The sequence below is a fragment of the Streptomyces sp. NPDC017095 genome (assembly GCF_044332325.1).
Classification (GTDB): domain Bacteria; phylum Actinomycetota; class Actinomycetes; order Streptomycetales; family Streptomycetaceae; genus Streptomyces.
Genome location: NZ_JBIROU010000021.1, coordinates 73850 through 90631 on the forward strand (window position 1 = coordinate 73850; position 16782 = coordinate 90631).

General features: G+C 72.6%; 15 protein-coding genes and 1 pseudogene. All 16 read left to right on the forward strand.

Translation table 11 applies throughout. The features are described 5' to 3' along the window. Positions 1 to 98 precede the first annotated feature (98 nt). Entirely contained in the window at positions 99 to 1916 is a 1818-nt protein-coding gene (locus ACH4OA_RS31175) for a DUF5941 domain-containing protein (RefSeq protein ID WP_397935558.1), read from the forward strand. Continuing rightward, a complete protein-coding gene (locus ACH4OA_RS31180; protein WP_397935557.1) occupies positions 1913 to 2665 on the forward strand; it encodes a sugar phosphate nucleotidyltransferase in 753 nt (250 codons plus the stop codon). Before ACH4OA_RS31175 ends, ACH4OA_RS31180 begins: the two co-directional genes overlap by 4 nt. Beyond that, complete coding sequence (locus ACH4OA_RS31185; RefSeq protein ID WP_397935556.1) at positions 2653 to 3714, forward strand: iron-containing alcohol dehydrogenase family protein; 1062 nt, start codon at positions 2653 to 2655, stop codon at positions 3712 to 3714. Before ACH4OA_RS31180 ends, ACH4OA_RS31185 begins: the two co-directional genes overlap by 13 nt. Then, positions 3692 to 4471, forward strand: coding sequence for a CDP-alcohol phosphatidyltransferase family protein (locus ACH4OA_RS31190; protein WP_365882837.1), 780 nt, complete (start codon positions 3692 to 3694; stop codon positions 4469 to 4471). Before ACH4OA_RS31185 ends, ACH4OA_RS31190 begins: the two co-directional genes overlap by 23 nt. Positions 4472 to 4479: 8 nt before the next feature. Beyond that, complete coding sequence (locus ACH4OA_RS31195; protein ID WP_397935555.1) at positions 4480 to 5352, forward strand: glycosyltransferase family 2 protein; 873 nt, start codon at positions 4480 to 4482, stop codon at positions 5350 to 5352. Positions 5353 to 5439: 87 nt separating this feature from the next. Further along, a complete protein-coding gene (locus ACH4OA_RS31200) occupies positions 5440 to 6369 on the forward strand; it encodes an ABC transporter permease (RefSeq protein ID WP_365882839.1) in 930 nt (309 codons plus the stop codon). Next, the gene (locus ACH4OA_RS31205; RefSeq protein WP_397935554.1) at positions 6362 to 7147 is read left to right on the forward strand and encodes an ABC transporter ATP-binding protein; all 786 of its coding nucleotides are present in this window, start codon (positions 6362 to 6364) and stop codon (positions 7145 to 7147) included. Before ACH4OA_RS31200 ends, ACH4OA_RS31205 begins: the two co-directional genes overlap by 8 nt. A gap of 356 nt (positions 7148 to 7503) precedes the next feature. After that, a complete protein-coding gene (gene hpnC, locus ACH4OA_RS31210; protein WP_397972664.1) occupies positions 7504 to 8400 on the forward strand; it encodes a squalene synthase HpnC in 897 nt (298 codons plus the stop codon). Next, entirely contained in the window at positions 8397 to 9347 is a 951-nt protein-coding gene (hpnD, locus tag ACH4OA_RS31215) for a presqualene diphosphate synthase HpnD (RefSeq protein WP_397935550.1), read from the forward strand. Before hpnC ends, hpnD begins: the two co-directional genes overlap by 4 nt. Before the next feature lie 23 nt (positions 9348 to 9370). Next, complete coding sequence (locus ACH4OA_RS31220; protein ID WP_365884016.1) at positions 9371 to 9475, forward strand: DUF6380 family protein; 105 nt, start codon at positions 9371 to 9373, stop codon at positions 9473 to 9475. Then, entirely contained in the window at positions 9472 to 10902 is a 1431-nt protein-coding gene (gene hpnE, locus ACH4OA_RS31225; RefSeq protein ID WP_397935548.1) for a hydroxysqualene dehydroxylase HpnE, read from the forward strand. Before ACH4OA_RS31220 ends, hpnE begins: the two co-directional genes overlap by 4 nt. Before the next feature lie 68 nt (positions 10903 to 10970). Beyond that, complete coding sequence (locus tag ACH4OA_RS31230) at positions 10971 to 12035, forward strand: polyprenyl synthetase family protein (protein WP_397935661.1); 1065 nt, start codon at positions 10971 to 10973, stop codon at positions 12033 to 12035. A gap of 117 nt (positions 12036 to 12152) precedes the next feature. Then, positions 12153 to 14183: a squalene--hopene cyclase gene (gene shc / locus ACH4OA_RS31235; protein ID WP_397972667.1), complete on the forward strand. Its 2031-nt coding sequence runs from the start codon at positions 12153 to 12155 to the stop codon at positions 14181 to 14183. 1 nt (position 14184) lies between these two features. Continuing rightward, positions 14185 to 14868: a 1-hydroxy-2-methyl-2-butenyl 4-diphosphate reductase gene (locus tag ACH4OA_RS31240; RefSeq protein ID WP_397935546.1), complete on the forward strand. Its 684-nt coding sequence runs from the start codon at positions 14185 to 14187 to the stop codon at positions 14866 to 14868. A 5-nt stretch (positions 14869 to 14873) separates the two neighbouring features. Beyond that, positions 14874 to 15896 (forward strand): adenosyl-hopene transferase HpnH, encoded by a 1023-nt coding sequence (gene hpnH / locus ACH4OA_RS31245; RefSeq protein ID WP_365882277.1) that lies wholly within the window; start codon positions 14874 to 14876, stop codon positions 15894 to 15896. Between the two features lie 4 nt (positions 15897 to 15900). Next, positions 15901 to 16716, forward strand: a pseudogene (gene ispG / locus ACH4OA_RS31250) (flavodoxin-dependent (E)-4-hydroxy-3-methylbut-2-enyl-diphosphate synthase); the annotation flags it as partial. Between the last annotated feature and the right edge of the window lie 66 nt (positions 16717 to 16782).

Consider the following 16782-nt stretch of genomic DNA (forward strand, 5'->3'; position numbering starts at 1 on the left):
TAGCCTCTGCCGACATGCCGCCCGGGTGCCGCAGGCCGGGGCGCCCCGCCACGCAGCAGACCGGCGCCCGCGCGCCGGCACCCAGGGAGTGAGTTCGGTTGTCGACCGCCATCGTCACCGGTCAGCCGGTCCCCGGATCGTCACTGGAGCACGATCTGCGGTCCCTCGGCTTCGATGTGCGCGTGGCCGCCGACGCCGGTGCGGCGGAGAGCCTGCTCGCGGCCGTGCCGGCCGACCGGCGCGTGGCCCTGGTCGACGCCCGGTTCGTCGGCCACCCGCACGCGCTGCGCCTGGGCCTGACCGACCCGCGCTTCCCGCTCGCCGCCGTACCCGGCGCCGTCACCGCCCAGCCCGCCGCCCGGCAGGCGCTCACCCGGGCCCTGGCCGCGGACGGCGGCCCGGCCGCCGCGCGCGGCGCAGGCGGCGCCCCCGCGCTGGCCGTGGACAGCCTCGCCGACCGCGTCGCCACCGCGCTGGACGCCGGCGGCGACGCGGTGCACCGGCCGGAGCTGGGCAGCCTGGTCGCCACCGTGCCCGCCGACCGGGCGGCCCTGGACGAGGCCCGGCGGGCCGTCGCCGCCGTCGACGACGAGGCCGTGCGCCTGCGGTCGGCCGTGAAGTCCCGCGACGGCTTCTTCACCACCTTCTTCATCAGCCCCTACTCGCGCTACCTCGCCCGCTGGTGCGCCCGCCGCGGCCTGACCCCGAACCAGGTCACCACGGCCTCGCTGCTCACCGCGCTCATCGCGGCCGGCTGCGCGGCGACCGGCACCCGCGCCGGGTTCGTCGCGGCCGGCGTGCTGCTGATCGCCTCCTTCGTGCTGGACTGCACCGACGGCCAGCTCGCCCGCTACGCGCTGAAGTACTCCACCCTCGGCGCCTGGCTCGACGCCACCTTCGACCGGGCCAAGGAGTACGCCTACTACGCGGGCCTCGCCCTCGGCGCGGCCCGCGGCGGCGACGACGTGTGGGCGCTGGCCCTCGGCGCGATGGTCCTGCAGACCTGCCGGCACGTGGTCGACTTCTCCTTCAACGAGGCCAACCACGACGCCACCGCCAACACCAGCCCCACCGCCGCCCTCTCCGACAAGCTGGACAGCGTCGGCTGGACGGTCTGGCTGCGCCGCATGATCGTGCTGCCGATCGGCGAGCGCTGGGCGATGATCGCGGTCCTCACCGCGGCCACCACCCCGCGGATCACCTTCTACGTCCTGCTGGTCGGCTGCGCCTTCGCCGCGGCCTACACCACCGCGGGCCGGGTGCTGCGCTCGGTGACCCGCCGGGCCCGGCGCACCGACCGGGCCGCGCGGGCGCTCGCCGACCTCGCCGACTCCGGGCCGCTGGCGCGGGCCGTCGGGCGGGTGTTCCGGCGCGGCCTGCCCGGCCTCGCCGTGCCCGCCGTGGCCCTGCTGGGCGGCGCCGCGGTCGTGGCCTGCTCGGCCCTCGCCGCCCCCGGCGGGCCGCTCCCGGTGGCCGGCGCCCTCGTCTACGTCCTGACCTCGGGCCTCGCCGTCGCCCGCCCGCTCAAGGGCGCCCTCGACTGGCTGGTCCCGCCCGTCCTGCGGGCCGCCGAGTACGGCACCGTCCTCGCCCTCGCGGCCCGAGCGGGGGTGAACGGAGCGCTGCCCGCGGCTTTCGGGCTGGTGGCGGCCGTCGCCTACCATCACTACGACACGGTGTACCGCATCCGCGGCGACGCCGGAGCGCCCCCGGCCTGGCTGGTGCGCGCCATCGGGGGGCAGGAGGGGCGGACGCTGCTCGTCACCGTCCTCGCCGCGGTGCTCACCGCCGCGCAGTTCAAGGCCGCGCTCACGGTCCTCGCCGTGGCCGTCGCCCTGGTGGTGCTCGTCGAGAGCATCCGCTTCTGGGTGTCCGCTGGGGCGCCCGCCGTACACGACGAAGGAGAACCCGCATGATCGGCCTCGTGCTGGCGGCCGGCGCCGGACGGCGTCTGCGCCCCTACACCGACACCCTGCCCAAGGCGCTGGTGCCGGTGGGGCCCGCGGGCATAGAGGGCGAACCCACGGTCCTGGACCTGACCCTCGGCAACTTCGCCGAGATCGGGCTGACCGAGGCCGCGGTCATCGTCGGCTACCGCAAGGAGGCCGTGTACGAGCGCAAGGCGGCCCTGGAGCGGACGTACGGCCTGAAGCTCACCCTGATCGACAACGACAAGGCCGAGGAGTGGAACAACGCCTACTCCCTGTGGTGCGGCCGTGACGCCCTCAAGGACGGCGTGATCCTCGCCAACGGCGACACCGTGCACCCGGTCTCCGTCGAGAAGACCCTGCTCGCCGCCCGCGGCGACGGGAAGAAGATCATCCTCGCGCTGGACACGGTGAAGAGCCTGGCCGACGAGGAGATGAAGGTCGTCGTCGACCCCGGCAAGGGCATGACGCGGATCACCAAGCTGATGGACCCGGCCGAGGCCACCGGCGAGTACATCGGCGTCACCCTGATCGAGGGCGACGCCGCGCCGGCCCTGGCCGACGCGCTGAAGACGGTCTGGCAGAGCGACCCGCAGCAGTTCTACGAGCACGGCTACCAGGAACTGGTGAACCGGGGCTTCCGCATCGACGTGGCGCCGATCGGCGAGGTCGAGTGGGTCGAGATCGACAACCACGACGATCTCGCCCGTGGACGGGAGATCGCGTGCCAGTACTGACCCGGCTGATCCCCTCGCCGGTCGTCGTGGACATCCGCCCGGGTGCCCTGGACGACCTGGCCTGCGTCCTCGCCGACGAGCGCATCTCCCAGTCGGGACGGCTCGCCATCGCCGTCAGCGGCGGCTCCGGTGCCCGGCTGCGCGACCGGATCGCGCCCTCGCTGCCCGGCGCGAGCTGGTACGAGGTCGGCGGCGGCACCATCGACGACGCGGTGCGGCTGGCCGGCGACATCAAGGCCGGCCACTACGACGCGGTCGTCGGCCTCGGCGGCGGGAAGATCATCGACTGCGCCAAGTTCGCGGCGGCCCGGGTCGGCCTGCCGCTGGTCGCCGTCGCCACCAACCTCGCCCACGACGGCCTGTGCTCGCCGGTCGCCACCCTGGACAACGACGCGGGCCGCGGCTCGTACGGCGTGCCCAACCCGATCGCCGTCATCATCGACCTGGACGTGATCCGCGAGGCACCCGTCCGGTACGTCCGCTCCGGCATCGGCGACGCCATCTCCAACATCTCCGCCGTGGCGGACTGGGAGCTGGCGGCCCGGGTCAACGGCGAGAAGATCGACGGCCTGGCCGCCGCCATGGCCCGGCAGGCCGGCGAGGCGGTGCTGCGCCACCCCGGCGGAGTCGGCGACGACACCTTCCTCCAGGTCCTGGCCGAGGCGCTGGTCCTCACCGGCATCGCCATGTCCGTGTCGGGCGACTCCCGGCCGTCCTCCGGCGCCTGCCACGAGATCAACCACGCCTTCGACCTGCTCTACCCCCAGCGTGCCGCCGCCCACGGCGAGCAGTGCGGCCTCGGCGCCGCCTTCGCGATGTACCTGCGCGGCGCCCACGAGGAGTCGGCGTACATGGCCGGGGTGCTGCGCCGGCACGGGCTCCCGGTGCTCGCCGAGGAGATCGGCTTCACGGCGGACGAGTTCGTCCGCGCGGTGGAGTTCGCCCCGGAGACCCGGCCCGGCCGCTACACGATCCTCGAACACCTCGACCTCAAGACGAACCAGATCAAGGACAACTACGCCGACTATGTCAAGGCCATCGGTAGCTGAACTCCGTCCGGTCGTCCACCCCGCGGGGGTGAAGGACCGGCGCAGCGGTGAGCACTGGGCGGGACGCCTCTACATGCGCGAGGTGTCCCTGCGCGTCGACCGCTACCTGGTCAACACCAGGGTCACGCCCAACCAGCTCACGTACCTGATGACCGTCTGCGGTGTGCTCGCGGCCCCGGCCCTGCTGGTGCCGGGGATCACGGGCGCCGTGCTCGGCGTGGTCGCCACCCAGCTCTACCTGCTGCTGGACTGCGTCGACGGCGAGATCGCCCGCTGGAAGCAGCAGTACTCGCTCGGCGGGGTCTACCTGGACCGCGTCGGCGCCTACCTCACCGACGCGGCCGTGCTGGTCGGTCTCGGCCTGCGCGCCGCCGACCTGTTCGGCACCGGCCGCATCGACTGGCTGTGGGCGTTCCTCGGCACGCTCGCCGCGCTCGGCGCCATCCTGATCAAGGCCGAGACCGACCTGGTCGGCGTCGCCCGGCACCAGACCGGCAAGCCCCCGGTGCAGGAGTCCGCCGCGGAGCCGCGCTCCTCCGGCATGGCGCTGGCCCGGCGGGCCGCCGCCGCCCTGAAGTTCCACCGGCTGATCCTCGGCATCGAGGCCGCGCTGCTCATCGTCGTCCTCGCGATCGTGGACCAGGTCCGCGGTGACCTGTTCTTCACCCGCCTCGGCACGGCCGTGCTCGCCGGCATCGCCCTGCTCCAGACGCTGCTGCACCTGGTGTCCATCCTCGCCTCCAGCAGGCTGAAGTGAGCGCGGGCATGAAGGTCGGCGCCGTCGTCATCACCATGGGCAACCGGCCCGAGGAGCTGCGGGCCCTGCTCGACTCCGTCGCCCGGCAGGACGGCGACCCGGTCGAGGTGGTCGTCGTCGGCAACGGCTCGCCCGTCCCGGACGTGCCCGAGGGCGTGCGCACCATAGAGCTGCCCGAGAACCTGGGCATCCCGGGCGGGCGCAACGTCGGCATAGAGGCGTTCGGACCCGGCGGCCGCGATGTCGACATATTGCTCTTCCTGGACGACGACGGCCTGCTCGCCCGCCAGGACACCGCCGAACTGTGCCGCCAGGCGTTCGCCGCGGACCCCCGGCTCGGCATCATCAGCTTCCGCATCGCCGACCCCGTCACCGGCGAGACCCAGCGCCGGCACGTGCCCCGGCTGCGCGCCTCGGACCCGATGCGCTCCTCCCGGGTCACCACCTTCCTCGGCGGCGCCAACGCCGTCCGCACCCGGGTCTTCGCGGAGGTCGGCGGGCTCCCGGACGCGTTCTTCTACGCGCACGAGGAGACCGACCTGGCCTGGCGGGCCCTCGACGCGGGCTGGATGATCGACTACCGGTCCGACATGGTGCTGTACCACCCGACGACCGCGCCCTCGCGGCACGCGGTCTACCACCGCATGGTCGCCCGCAACCGGGTCTGGCTCGCCCGCCGCAACCTCCCCGCCCTCCTGGTCCCGGTCTACCTCGGGGTCTGGCTGCTGCTCACGCTGGCGCGCCGCCCCTCGCGGCCGGCCCTGCGGGCCTGGTTCGGCGGCTTCCGGGAGGGCTGGACCACGCCGTGCGGTCCCCGCCGCCCCATGCGCTGGCGTACGGTGTGGCGGCTCACCCGGCTGGGCCGTCCGCCGGTCATCTGACAAGCTCGTCCCTGACGGACGCCGCCGCGCGCGGAGGCTCCCGACGACGAACCCGCACGCGAACCCGAAGACGAAAGTTTCCCCCCTGTGAGTGAGACCACGCACGACGGCACGGTCACGGTGACCGCGGCCCCGTCGCCCGACGCGGGACTGACGGCGGCCGAGCTGGCCGCCAAGTACGGGCTCTCCGTGAGCGGCGCCCGGCCCTCGCTCGTGGAGTACATCCGGCAGCTGTGGGGCCGGCGCCACTTCATCCTGGCCTTCTCCCAGGCCAAGCTGACCGCCCAGTACAGCCAGGCCAAGCTGGGCCAGCTCTGGCAGGTGGCCACGCCGCTGCTGAACGCGGCCGTGTACTTCTTCATCTTCGGGCTGATCCTGCACGCCAGCCGCGGCATGTCGCGGGACGTGTACATCCCGTTCCTGGTCACGGGCGTGTTTGTGTTCACCTTCACGCAGAGTTCGGTGATGTCGGGCGTCCGGGCCATCTCCGGCAACCTCGGCCTGGTGCGCGCCCTGCACTTCCCGCGCGCCTCGCTGCCGGTCTCCTTCTCGCTCCAGCAGCTCCAGCAGCTGCTGTTCTCGATGCTGGTGCTGTTCGTCGTGGCGATCGGTTTCGGCAGCTACCCGGGCCCGTCCTGGCTGCTGATCGTGCCGGTGCTGGTGCTGCAGTTCCTGTTCAACACCGGGCTCGCGCTGATCGTGGCCCGGATGGGCGCCAAGACGCCGGACCTCGCGCAGCTCATGCCGTTCCTGCTGCGGACCTGGATGTACACCTCCGGTGTCATGTTCTCCATCCACCAGATGCTGCAGGGCCGCTCGGAGTGGATCGTCCGGCTGCTCCAGGTCAACCCGGCCGCGGTCTACATGGACCTGATGCGCTTCGCGCTGATCGACGGCTACGGCGCCGAGAACCTGCCGCCGCACGTGTGGGCCATCGCCCTGTTCTGGGCCGTGGCGGTCTTCGCCGGCGGCTTCGTGTACTTCTGGAAGGCGGAGGAGCGGTACGGCCGTGGCTGAACAGCACACCCAGGACCCGCGTCCGACGGTCATCGCGGACGACCTGCACATCGTCTACCGGGTCAACGGCGCCAAGACCGGCAAGGGCAGCGCGACGGCGGCCCTGAGCCGGATCCTTAGGCGCGGCGGCGGCGAGGAACGGGGCGTGCGCAAGGTGCACGCCGTGCGCGGCGTGTCCTTCGTCGCCTACCGCGGCGAGGCCGTCGGCCTGATCGGCTCCAACGGCTCCGGCAAGTCCACCCTGCTGCGCGCGATCGCCGGCCTGCTGCCCGCGGAGAAGGGCAGGGTCTACACCGACGGCCAGCCGTCCCTGCTGGGCGTCAACGCGGCCCTGATGAACGACCTGACGGGTGAGCGGAACATCATTCTCGGCGGTCTCGCCATGGGCATGTCCCGGGAGGAGATCAAGGAGCGCTACCAGGACATCGTGGACTTCTCGGGTATCAACGAGAAGGGCGACTTCATCACGCTGCCGATGCGCACCTACTCCTCCGGTATGGCGGCCCGGCTGCGTTTCTCCATCGCCGCCGCCAAGGACCACGACGTCCTGATGATCGACGAGGCGCTGGCCACCGGTGACCGCAAGTTCCAGAAGCGCTCCGAGGAGCGCATCCGGGAACTGCGCAAAGAGGCCGGAACGGTCTTTCTGGTCAGTCACAACAACAAGTCGATCCGCGACACCTGCAACCGCGTGCTCTGGCTGGAGCGCGGTGAACTGCGGATGGACGGACCCACCGACGAGGTCCTGAAGGAGTACGAGAAGTTCACGGGCAAGTAACCCGTTTCGGCCAGGGCCCCGCCGGAATTCTTCCGGCGGGGTCCTGGCATCTGCAAAGGAAACGTCAACTCCGCACCGTGTTAGGAATCTTGGAGCCAATCGGTGTGTTGTTGTGATGTGCGGGAGACCCCGGCGGTCGGCGCGACGTTGTACAACGTAAGCTGTACCGGCGCCGGAAACCGGCAAGTGGGGCGATAATGCGCGCCTTCCTTCACGGGCCCCGTGCATTGCGGGGCGGCGTGTCCGAAATAGTGTGTTTTGGGTCGGCAGTGTAGAACGGGAGATGTGACGGCAATGGCTACGGAAACTCCCCGGCTCGGCGGAGCGTGTGCCGTCCTCGCCCCGGGCAGCGCCCGATGACGGCCGCCCCCACGGCGCCCGCCCCGGAACGCGCCACGCTGGACAAGGCCGCGCGCGAGAACTTCCCCGTGGCCCCCTTCTTCCTGCCGCGCGCCTGGCGCGAGGACCTCATGGCGGTCTACGGCTTCGCCCGCCTCGTGGACGACATCGGCGACGGCGACCTCGCCCCCGGCGGAGCCGACGCCCGCCTGCTCGGCGTGGCCCCCGCCGAGGCCGCGGACCGGCTGCTCCTCCTCGACGCCTTCGAGGCCGACCTGCGCCGCGTCTTCGACGGCACCCCGCGCCACCCGCTGCTGCGCCGCCTGCAGCCCACGGTCCGCCGCCGCGCCCTCACCCCCGAGCCGTTCCTCGGACTGATCGCCGCCAACCGCCAGGACCAGCTCGTCACCCGGTACGAGACCTACGACGACCTGCTCGCCTACTGCGAGCTGTCCGCCAACCCCGTCGGCCGCCTCGTCCTGGCCGTCACCGGCACCGCCACCCCCGAACGGATCCGGCTGTCCGACGCGGTCTGCACCGCCCTGCAGATCGTCGAGCACCTCCAGGACGTCGCCGAGGACCTCGGCCGCGACCGGATCTACCTCCCCGCCGAGGACATGCGCCGCTTCCACGTCCAGGAAGCCGATCTTGGCGTGAAAAGCGCGGGCGCATCGGTGCGCGCCCTGGTTGCATACGAAGCACAACGCGCCCGCGGCCTGCTGAATGAAGGCGCCCCCCTGGTGGGTAGCGTCCACGGCAGGCTCAAGCTGCTGCTCGCGGGGTTCGTGGCGGGGGGAAGGGCGGCGGTCGCAGCGATCGCCGCCGCCGAATACGACGTACTTCCCGGCCCGCCCCGACCCGGCAAGGTCCAGTTGCTGCGCGAGGCGGGCGTGATCCTGCGAGGAGAGGGGTGATCCGGACCGTGGAGTCCGCGCCGCACGTGTCCGCACCGGTACTCGCCGCCTACAGCTACTGCGAGGCCGTCACCGGGCAGCAGGCCCGTAACTTCGCGTACGGCATCCGGCTGCTGCCGGCGGCCAAGCGCCGCGCCATGTCGGCGCTGTACGCGTTCTCCCGGCGCGTGGACGACATCGGTGACGGCCAGCTCGCCGACGAGGTCAAGCTGATCCGGCTGGAGGACACCCGGGCCCTGCTCGCCCGGATCCGCGAGGGCGGGGTCGAGGAGGACGACACCGACCCGGTGGCCGTCGCCCTCAGCCATGCCGCCCGGGCCTTCCCGATCCCGCTCGGCGGCCTGGACGAGCTGATCGACGGCGTCCAGATGGACGTACGCGGCGAGACCTACGAGACCTGGGACGACCTCAAGGTCTACTGCCGGTGTGTCGCCGGTGCCATCGGACGCCTCTCGCTCGGCGTGTTCGGCACCGAACCGGGCGCGCGCGGCACCGAGCGCGCCGCCGAGTACGCCGACACCCTCGGCCTCGCCCTCCAGCTCACCAACATCCTGCGCGACGTCCGCGAGGACGCGGTGGGCGGCCGCACCTATCTGCCCGCCGACGACCTCGCCAAGTTCGGCTGCGGCGCCGGGTTCCAGGCCCCCACCCCGCCCGAGGGCTCCGACTTCGCCGGCCTCGTCCACTTCGAAGTACGGCGCGCCCGGGCCCTGTTCGCCGAGGGCTACCGGCTGCTGCCGCTGCTCGACCGGCGCAGCGGCGCCTGTGTGGCCGCGATGGCCGGCATCTACCGCCGGCTGCTGGACCGCATCGAGCGCGACCCGCAGGCCGTACTGCGCGGCCGCGTCTCGCTGCCCGGACACGAGAAGGCCTACGTCGCCGTGCGCGGCCTGTCCGGCCTCGACACCCGTCACGTCTCCCGGCGCTCCGTCAGGAGGCGCGCTTGATGGACCGCACGGCACCAGACGGCATGCGGCAGGCAACCCTCCACTGCGGCGTGGCGTCCCTGACTGCGACAGCCGGGCGTGCACCGTTCAACCAGCACGCCCGGCACGCATGGAAGGACGCACGATGAGCGACGGCTCACCACACTCCGCACCCGCGCACCCCGGCACCCCGCCGGCGGCGGGCCGCAGCGCCGTCGTGGTCGGCGGCGGGCTCGCCGGGACCACCGCCGCGCTCGCCCTCGCCGACGCCGGCGTGCACGTCACCCTGCTCGAAGGCAGGCCCCGGCTGGGCGGCCTCGCCTTCTCCTTCCAGCGGGGCGAACTGACCGTCGACAACGGCCAGCACGTCTACCTGCGCTGCTGCACCGCCTACCGCTGGTTCCTCGACCGGATCGAGGGCGCGGCGCTGGCACCGCTGCAGGACCGCCTGGACGTGCCCGTCGTGGACGCCGCCAAGCCCGAGGGGCGACGGCTCGGCAGGCTGCGCCGCGACCCGCTGCCCGTCCCCCTCCACCTGGGACGCGGCCTGGCCGCCTATCCGCACCTCTCGCTCGCCGAGCGCGCCGCCGTCGGGCGTGCCGCGCTCGCGCTGAAGGGGCTCGACCTCGCCGATCCGCGCCTGGACGCCCAGGACTTCGGCGGCTGGCTGGCGGCGCACGGCCAGTCGGCGCGCGCCGTCGAGGCCCTGTGGGACCTGGTCGGGGTCGCCACCCTCAACGCGGTCGCGGGCGACGCCTCGCTGGGGCTCGCCGCGATGGTGTTCAAGACCGGTCTGCTCTCCGCCCCGGGCGCGGCCGACATCGGCTGGGCCCGCGTCCCGCTGGGCGAACTGCACGACCGGCTGGCCCGCAAGGCGCTCGACTCCGCGGGCGTGCGCACCGAGGTCCGAACACGCGTCACCTCCGTCTCCCGCAACGAGAACGGAGCGTGGAGCGTGGAAGTTCCCGGCGAGACGCTCTCGGCGGACGCCGTCGTCCTCGCCGTACCCCAGCGCGAGGCGCACGGCCTGCTGCCGCCCGGCGCCCTCGACGCCCCCGGCCGGCTGCTGGAGATCGGCACCGCGCCGATCCTCAACGTCCACGTCGTCTACGACCGCAAGGTGCTCGCGCGGCCCTTCTTCGCGGCCCTCGGCACCCCGGTGCAGTGGGTCTTCGACCGCACCGAGGCCTCCGGGCTGCGCACGGGCCAGTACCTCGCGCTGTCCCAGTCGGCCGCTTGGGACGACATCGACACACCGGTGGCCGACCTGCGCGAGCGTTATCTGCCGGAGCTGGAGCGCCTGATCCCGGGGACGCGCACGGCCGAGGTGACGGACTTCTTCGTGACCCGGGAGCGCACGGCCACCTTCGCGCCCGCTCCCGGCGTCGGGCGTCTCAGGCCCGGCGCCCGGACCAAGGCCCCCGGCCTGTACCTGGCCGGAGCGTGGACCGCCACCGGGTGGCCCGCGACCATGGAGAGTGCGGTCCGCAGCGGAGTGAGCGCGGCCGACGCCGCGCTCGGCGCCCTGGGCCGGCCCCGCCCCCGCCACCTCTTCGAGTTCGAGGAGGCGGCCTGATGCCCGATCGGCGGGCGGCAGGCCCCCGCACCCCCGGAACCGCAACAAGAGGAGAGACTGTGCCCACTGTGCCCCCGGCCGCGACGCCCGTTCGGAGGCCCGCGGTGGACGTGACCGCGCTGCTGGAGCGCGGCAGGACCCTGGCCACACCGGTGCTGCGCGCGGCCGTCGACCGGCTGGCACCGCCCATGGACACCGTCGCCGCCTACCACTTCGGCTGGATCGACGCCGCCGGCAACCCCGCCGACGGGGACGGCGGCAAGGCGGTCCGCCCGGCGCTCGCCGTCCTGTCCGCCGAGGTCACCGGCGCCGCGCCCGAGACGGGCGTCCCGGGCGCGGTCGCCGTCGAACTCGTGCACAACTTCTCGCTGCTGCACGACGACCTGATGGACGGCGACGAGCAGCGCCGGCACCGCGACACCGTCTGGAAGGTGCACGGCCCCGCCCAGGCCATCCTGGTCGGCGACGCCCTGTTCGCCCTGGCCGGCGAGGTCCTGCTGGAGCTGGGCACGGCCGAGGCCGGCCGCGCCACCCGCCGGCTGACCACGGCCACCCGCGCCCTGATCGACGGCCAGGCCCAGGACATCTCCTACGAGCACCGCGACCGCGTCAGCGTCGAGGAGTGCCTGGAGATGGAGGGCAACAAGACCGGCGCCCTGCTCGCCTGCGCCTCCTCCATCGGCGCGGTCCTCGGCGGCGCCGACGACACCACCGCCGACGCGCTGGAGCGCTACGGCTACCACCTCGGCCTCGCCTTCCAGGCCGTGGACGACCTGCTCGGCATCTGGGGCGACCCGGACGCCACCGGCAAGCAGACCTGGAGCGACCTGCGCCAGCGCAAGAAGTCCCTGCCGGTCGTCGCCGCCCTCGCGGCCGGCGGCCCCGCCTCCGAGCGGCTCGGCGAGATCCTCGCCGCCGACGCCAAGAGCAGTGACTTCGCGAACTTCTCCGAGGAGGAGTTCGCGGCCCGAGCCGCCCTCATCGAGGAGGCCGGCGGCCGCGAGTGGACGGCCGGGGAAGCGCGCCGTCAGCACACCATCGCCATCGAAGCCCTCGACGCCGTCGACATGCCCGACCGGGTGCGGGACGCGTTCACGGCGCTCGCCGACTTCGTCGTCGTACGAAAGAGATGATCACCATTGGCCGGATAAGCCTCGCGTAGTCGCCGGCCGGTGTCGCAAGGGTTCAGGACACCGGCCGACGGCGGACCCACAGCAGCACGACTCGCACGACTGCACGAAGGGGAAGCCATGACAGCGACGACCGACGGAAGCACCGGGGCCATCTTGCCGTCCCGGGCTGCCGCGGCCAGCGACGCCACCCTCACCACCCCGGAGACGACCGGGGCAGAAGAAGCCGCCGCGCGCGCCGCCCGGCGCGCCACCGATTTCCTGCTCGCCAGGCAGGACGCCGAGGGATGGTGGAAAGGCGACCTGGAGACCAACGTCACCATGGACGCCGAGGACCTGCTGCTCCGCCAGTTCCTGGGCATTCTGGACGAGCGCACCACGCAGGCCGCCGCGCAGTTCATCCGCGGCGAGCAGCGCGAGGACGGCACCTGGGCCACCTTCTACGGCGGCCCAGGCGAACTGTCCACCACCATCGAGGCGTACGTCGCCCTGCGCCTGGCCGGCGACGCGCCCGGCGACCCGCACATGGCGCGGGCCTCGGCCTGGATCCGCGAGCGCGGCGGCATCGCCGCCGCCCGGGTCTTCACCCGGATCTGGCTCGCCCTGTTCGGCTGGTGGAAGTGGGAGGACCTGCCCGAACTCCCGCCGGAGCTGATCTACTTCCCCACCTGGTTCCCGCTCAACATCTACAGCTTCGGGTGCTGGGCCCGGCAGACCATCGTGCCGCTCACCATCGTGTCCGCCAAACGCCCGGTGCGCCCGGCGCCGTTCGCGCTGGACGAGCTGCACACCGACCCGGCCAACCCCAACCCGCCCCAGCCGCTCGCTCCGGTGGCGAGCTGGGACGGGGTCTTCCAGCGGCTCGACAAGGTGGTGCGCGGCTACCGCAAGGTCGCCGTGCGCAGGCTGCGCAAGGCCGCGCTGAACTCGGCGGCCCGCTGGATCATCGAGCGGCAGGAGAACGACGGCTGCTGGGGCGGCATCCAGCCCCCGGCCGTGTACTCGGTGATCGCCCTGCACCTGCTCGGCTACGACCTCGAACACCCCGTGCTGCGCGAGGGTCTGGCCTCGCTGGACCGGTTCGCCGTCTGGCGCGAGGACGGCGCCCGGATGATCGAGGCGTGCCAGTCCCCGGTGTGGGACACCTGCCTGGCCACCATCGCCCTGGTGGACGCCGGTCTGCCGGTGGACCACCCGCAACTGGTCAAGGCGGCCGACTGGATGCTCGGCGAGGAGATCGTCCGGCCCGGCGACTGGGCCGTACGCCGGCCCGAACTCCCGCCGGGCGGCTGGGCGTTCGAGTTCCACAACGACAACTACCCGGACATGGACGACACCGCCGAGGTCGCCCTCGCGCTGCGCCGGGTCCGCCACCACGACCCCGAGCGCGTGGACCGGGCGATCGGCCGGGCCGTCCGCTGGAACCTCGGCATGCAGTCGAAGAACGGCGCCTGGGGCGCCTTCGACGCCGACAACACCAGCCCGTTCCCGAACCGGCTGCCGTTCTGCGACTTCGGCGAGGTCATCGACCCGCCGTCCGCGGACGTCACCGCGCACGTCGTGGAGATGCTCGCCGCCGAGGGCCTGGCCGACGACCCGCGCACCCGGCGCGGCATCGACTGGCTGCTTTCCGAACAGGAGCCGGACGGCGGGTGGTTCGGCCGCTGGGGCGTCAACTACATCTACGGCACCGGCTCGGTCGTCCCCGCGCTCACCGCGGCCGGGCTGCCCGGCTCCCACCCGGCGATCCGGCGGGCCGTGAGCTGGCTGGAGAGCGTCCAGAACGACGACGGCGGCTGGGGCGAGGACCTGCGCTCCTACCGGGACGCCAAGGAGTGGGGCGGCCGCGGCGCCTCCACCGCCTCGCAGACCGCGTGGGCGCTGATGGCGCTGCTCGCGGCCGGCGAGAAGAACTCCGCGGCCGTCGAGCGCGGCATCCGGTGGCTGGCCGAGACCCAGCGGGAGGACGGCACCTGGGACGAGCCGTACTTCACCGGCACCGGCTTCCCGTGGGACTTCTCCATCAACTACCACCTGTACCGGCAGGTGTTCCCGCTCACCGCGCTCGGCCGGTACCTGCACGGCGACCCCTTCGAGCGGAAGCTGCTCGCCCGGCCCCGCAAGGCCTCCGCGCAGGCCGAGAGGGACTGATGTGAGCCACCAGCCCGCTCCGGCCCCGCTGCTGATCGCCTGCGCGCTCGGCATCGAGCACCTCGCCCTGCGCACCGGCGACCGCGGCGCGCGGCCGAGGGGCGGGCCGGTGGCGCGCAGCGGCCGGACGGGCACCGGCGGGCCGGTCACCTTCCTCCGCACGGGCATGGGGCCCCGCGCGGCGGAACGCTCCGTCACCCGGCTGCTGGCCGGTACGGCACGGGCCGGCACGGCCGTGCTGGCCACCGGTTTCTGTGCCGGTCTCGCCCCCGGCATGCACCCCGGCGACCTGGTCGTCGCCGAGGAGACCCGGGACCCGGGCGGCACCGTCCCCTGCGTGGGCACCGAACTCCTGGTCAAGGAGCTGGGGCGCCTGCTGCCCGGACGGACCGTCCACACCGGCCCGCTCACCGGCTCCGACCATGTCGTCCGGGGCTCCGAGCGGTCCGGCCTGCTCGCCACCGGCGCGATCGCCGTCGACATGGAGTCGGCGGCCACGCTGCTGGCCGCCGTCCGCACGGGCGAACGGCCGGTCGCCGCCGTCCGGGTGGTCGTGGACGCTCCCGAACACGAACTCGTCCGGATCGGCACGGTGCGCGGAGGGATATCAGCCTTCCGCGTCCTTCGTTCCATCCTTCCCGCATTTTTCGAATGGCACCGTTCTTTGCCGCTCCCCCGGAGGTGAGCCAGATGGCCATGCCGTTGCGCCAGTCCATCAAAGTCGCTACATACCTGGCCGAACAGAAGCTCCGCAAGCGGGACAAGTTCCCGCTCATTGTCGAGCTGGAACCGCTTTTCGCCTGCAATCTGAAATGTGAGGGCTGCGGCAAGATCCAGCACCCGGCCGGCGTGCTCAAGCAGCGCATGCCGGTGGCCCAGGCCGTGGGCGCGGTGCTGGAGTCCGGTGCGCCGATGGTGTCCATCGCCGGCGGCGAGCCGCTGATGCACCCGCAGATCGACGAGATCGTGCGTCAGCTGGTGGCGAAACGGAAGTACGTCTTCCTCTGCACCAACGCCATGCTGATGCGCAAGAAGATGGACAAGTTCACCCCCTCGCCCTACTTCGCCTTCGCCGTGCACATCGACGGGCTGCGCGAGCGGCACGACGAGTCCGTCGCGAAGGAAGGCGTGTTCGACGAGGCGGTGGAGGCCATCAAGGAGGCCAAGCGGCGCGGCTTCCGGGTGACCACGAACTCCACCTTCTTCAACACCGACACCCCGCAGACCATCATCGAGGTGCTCAACTTCCTCAACGACGACCTCAAGGTCGACGAGATGATGATCTCGCCCGCCTACGCCTACGAGAAGGCCCCGGACCAGGAGCACTTCCTCGGGGTGGAACAGACCCGCGAGCTGTTCAAGAAGGCATTCTCGGGCGGCAACCGCCAGAAGTGGCGGCTCAACCACTCCCCGCTCTTCCTGGACTTCCTGGAGGGCAAGGTCGACTTCCCGTGCACCGCGTGGGCGATCCCGAACTACTCGCTCTTCGGCTGGCAGCGCCCCTGCTACCTGATGAGCGACGGGTACGTGCCGACGTACCGCGAACTGATCGAGGAGACCGACTGGGACAAGTACGGCCGCGGCAAGGACCCGCGGTGCGCCAACTGCATGGCGCACTGCGGTTACGAGCCCACCGCCGTCCTCGCCACCATGGGCTCCCTGAAGGAATCCCTGCGGGCGATGCGCGAGACCGTCTCCGGGAACCGGGAGTGACACGGTGATCGCCGTCCCCCCGGGCGTCCCCGGGGTGCCGGCCCGCCCGGTGGCGCCGCGACGGGTGTCGCGGGGGATCCGGGTGGGGCCGGTGGCGGTCGGCGGCGGGGCCCCGGTGTCGGTGCAGTCGATGACGACGACCCGTACGTCCGACATCGGCGCCACCTTGCGGCAGATCGCGGAACTCAGCGTCTCCGGCTGCCAGATCGTCCGCGTCGCCTGCCCCACGCAGGACGACGCGGACGCCCTGGCGGTCATCGCCGCCAAGTCGCGGATCCCGGTGATCGCGGACATCCACTTCCAGCCGAAGTACGTGTTCGCGGCCATCGAGGCCGGCTGCGCCGCGGTGCGGGTGAACCCGGGCAACATCAAGCAGTTCGACGACCAGGTGAAGCAGATCGCGCGCGCCGCCAAGGACCACGGCACGCCGGTCCGCATCGGCGTCAACGCCGGCTCTCTGGACCGGCGGCTGCTGCAGAAGTACGGCAAGGCCACGCCCGAGGCGCTGGTGGAGTCCGCGCTCTGGGAGGCGTCACTCTTCGAGGAGCACGACTTCCGGGACATCAAGATCTCCGTCAAGCACAACGACCCGGTCGTCATGATCGAGGCGTACCGGCAGCTCGCCGGGCAGTGCGACTACCCGCTGCACCTCGGCGTGACCGAGGCCGGCCCGGCGTTCCAGGGCACCATCAAGTCGGCGGTCGCCTTCGGCGCGCTGCTGAGCCAGGGCATCGGCGACACCATCCGCGTCTCCCTCTCCGCCCCGCCGGCCGAGGAGGTCGAGGTCGGCATCCGCATCCTGGAGTCGCTCGGGCTGCGCCCGTCCGAGATCGCGGAGACTCTCACCGAGGAGGCCGGGAAGCCGGCCGGGCGGACGGACCCGGCG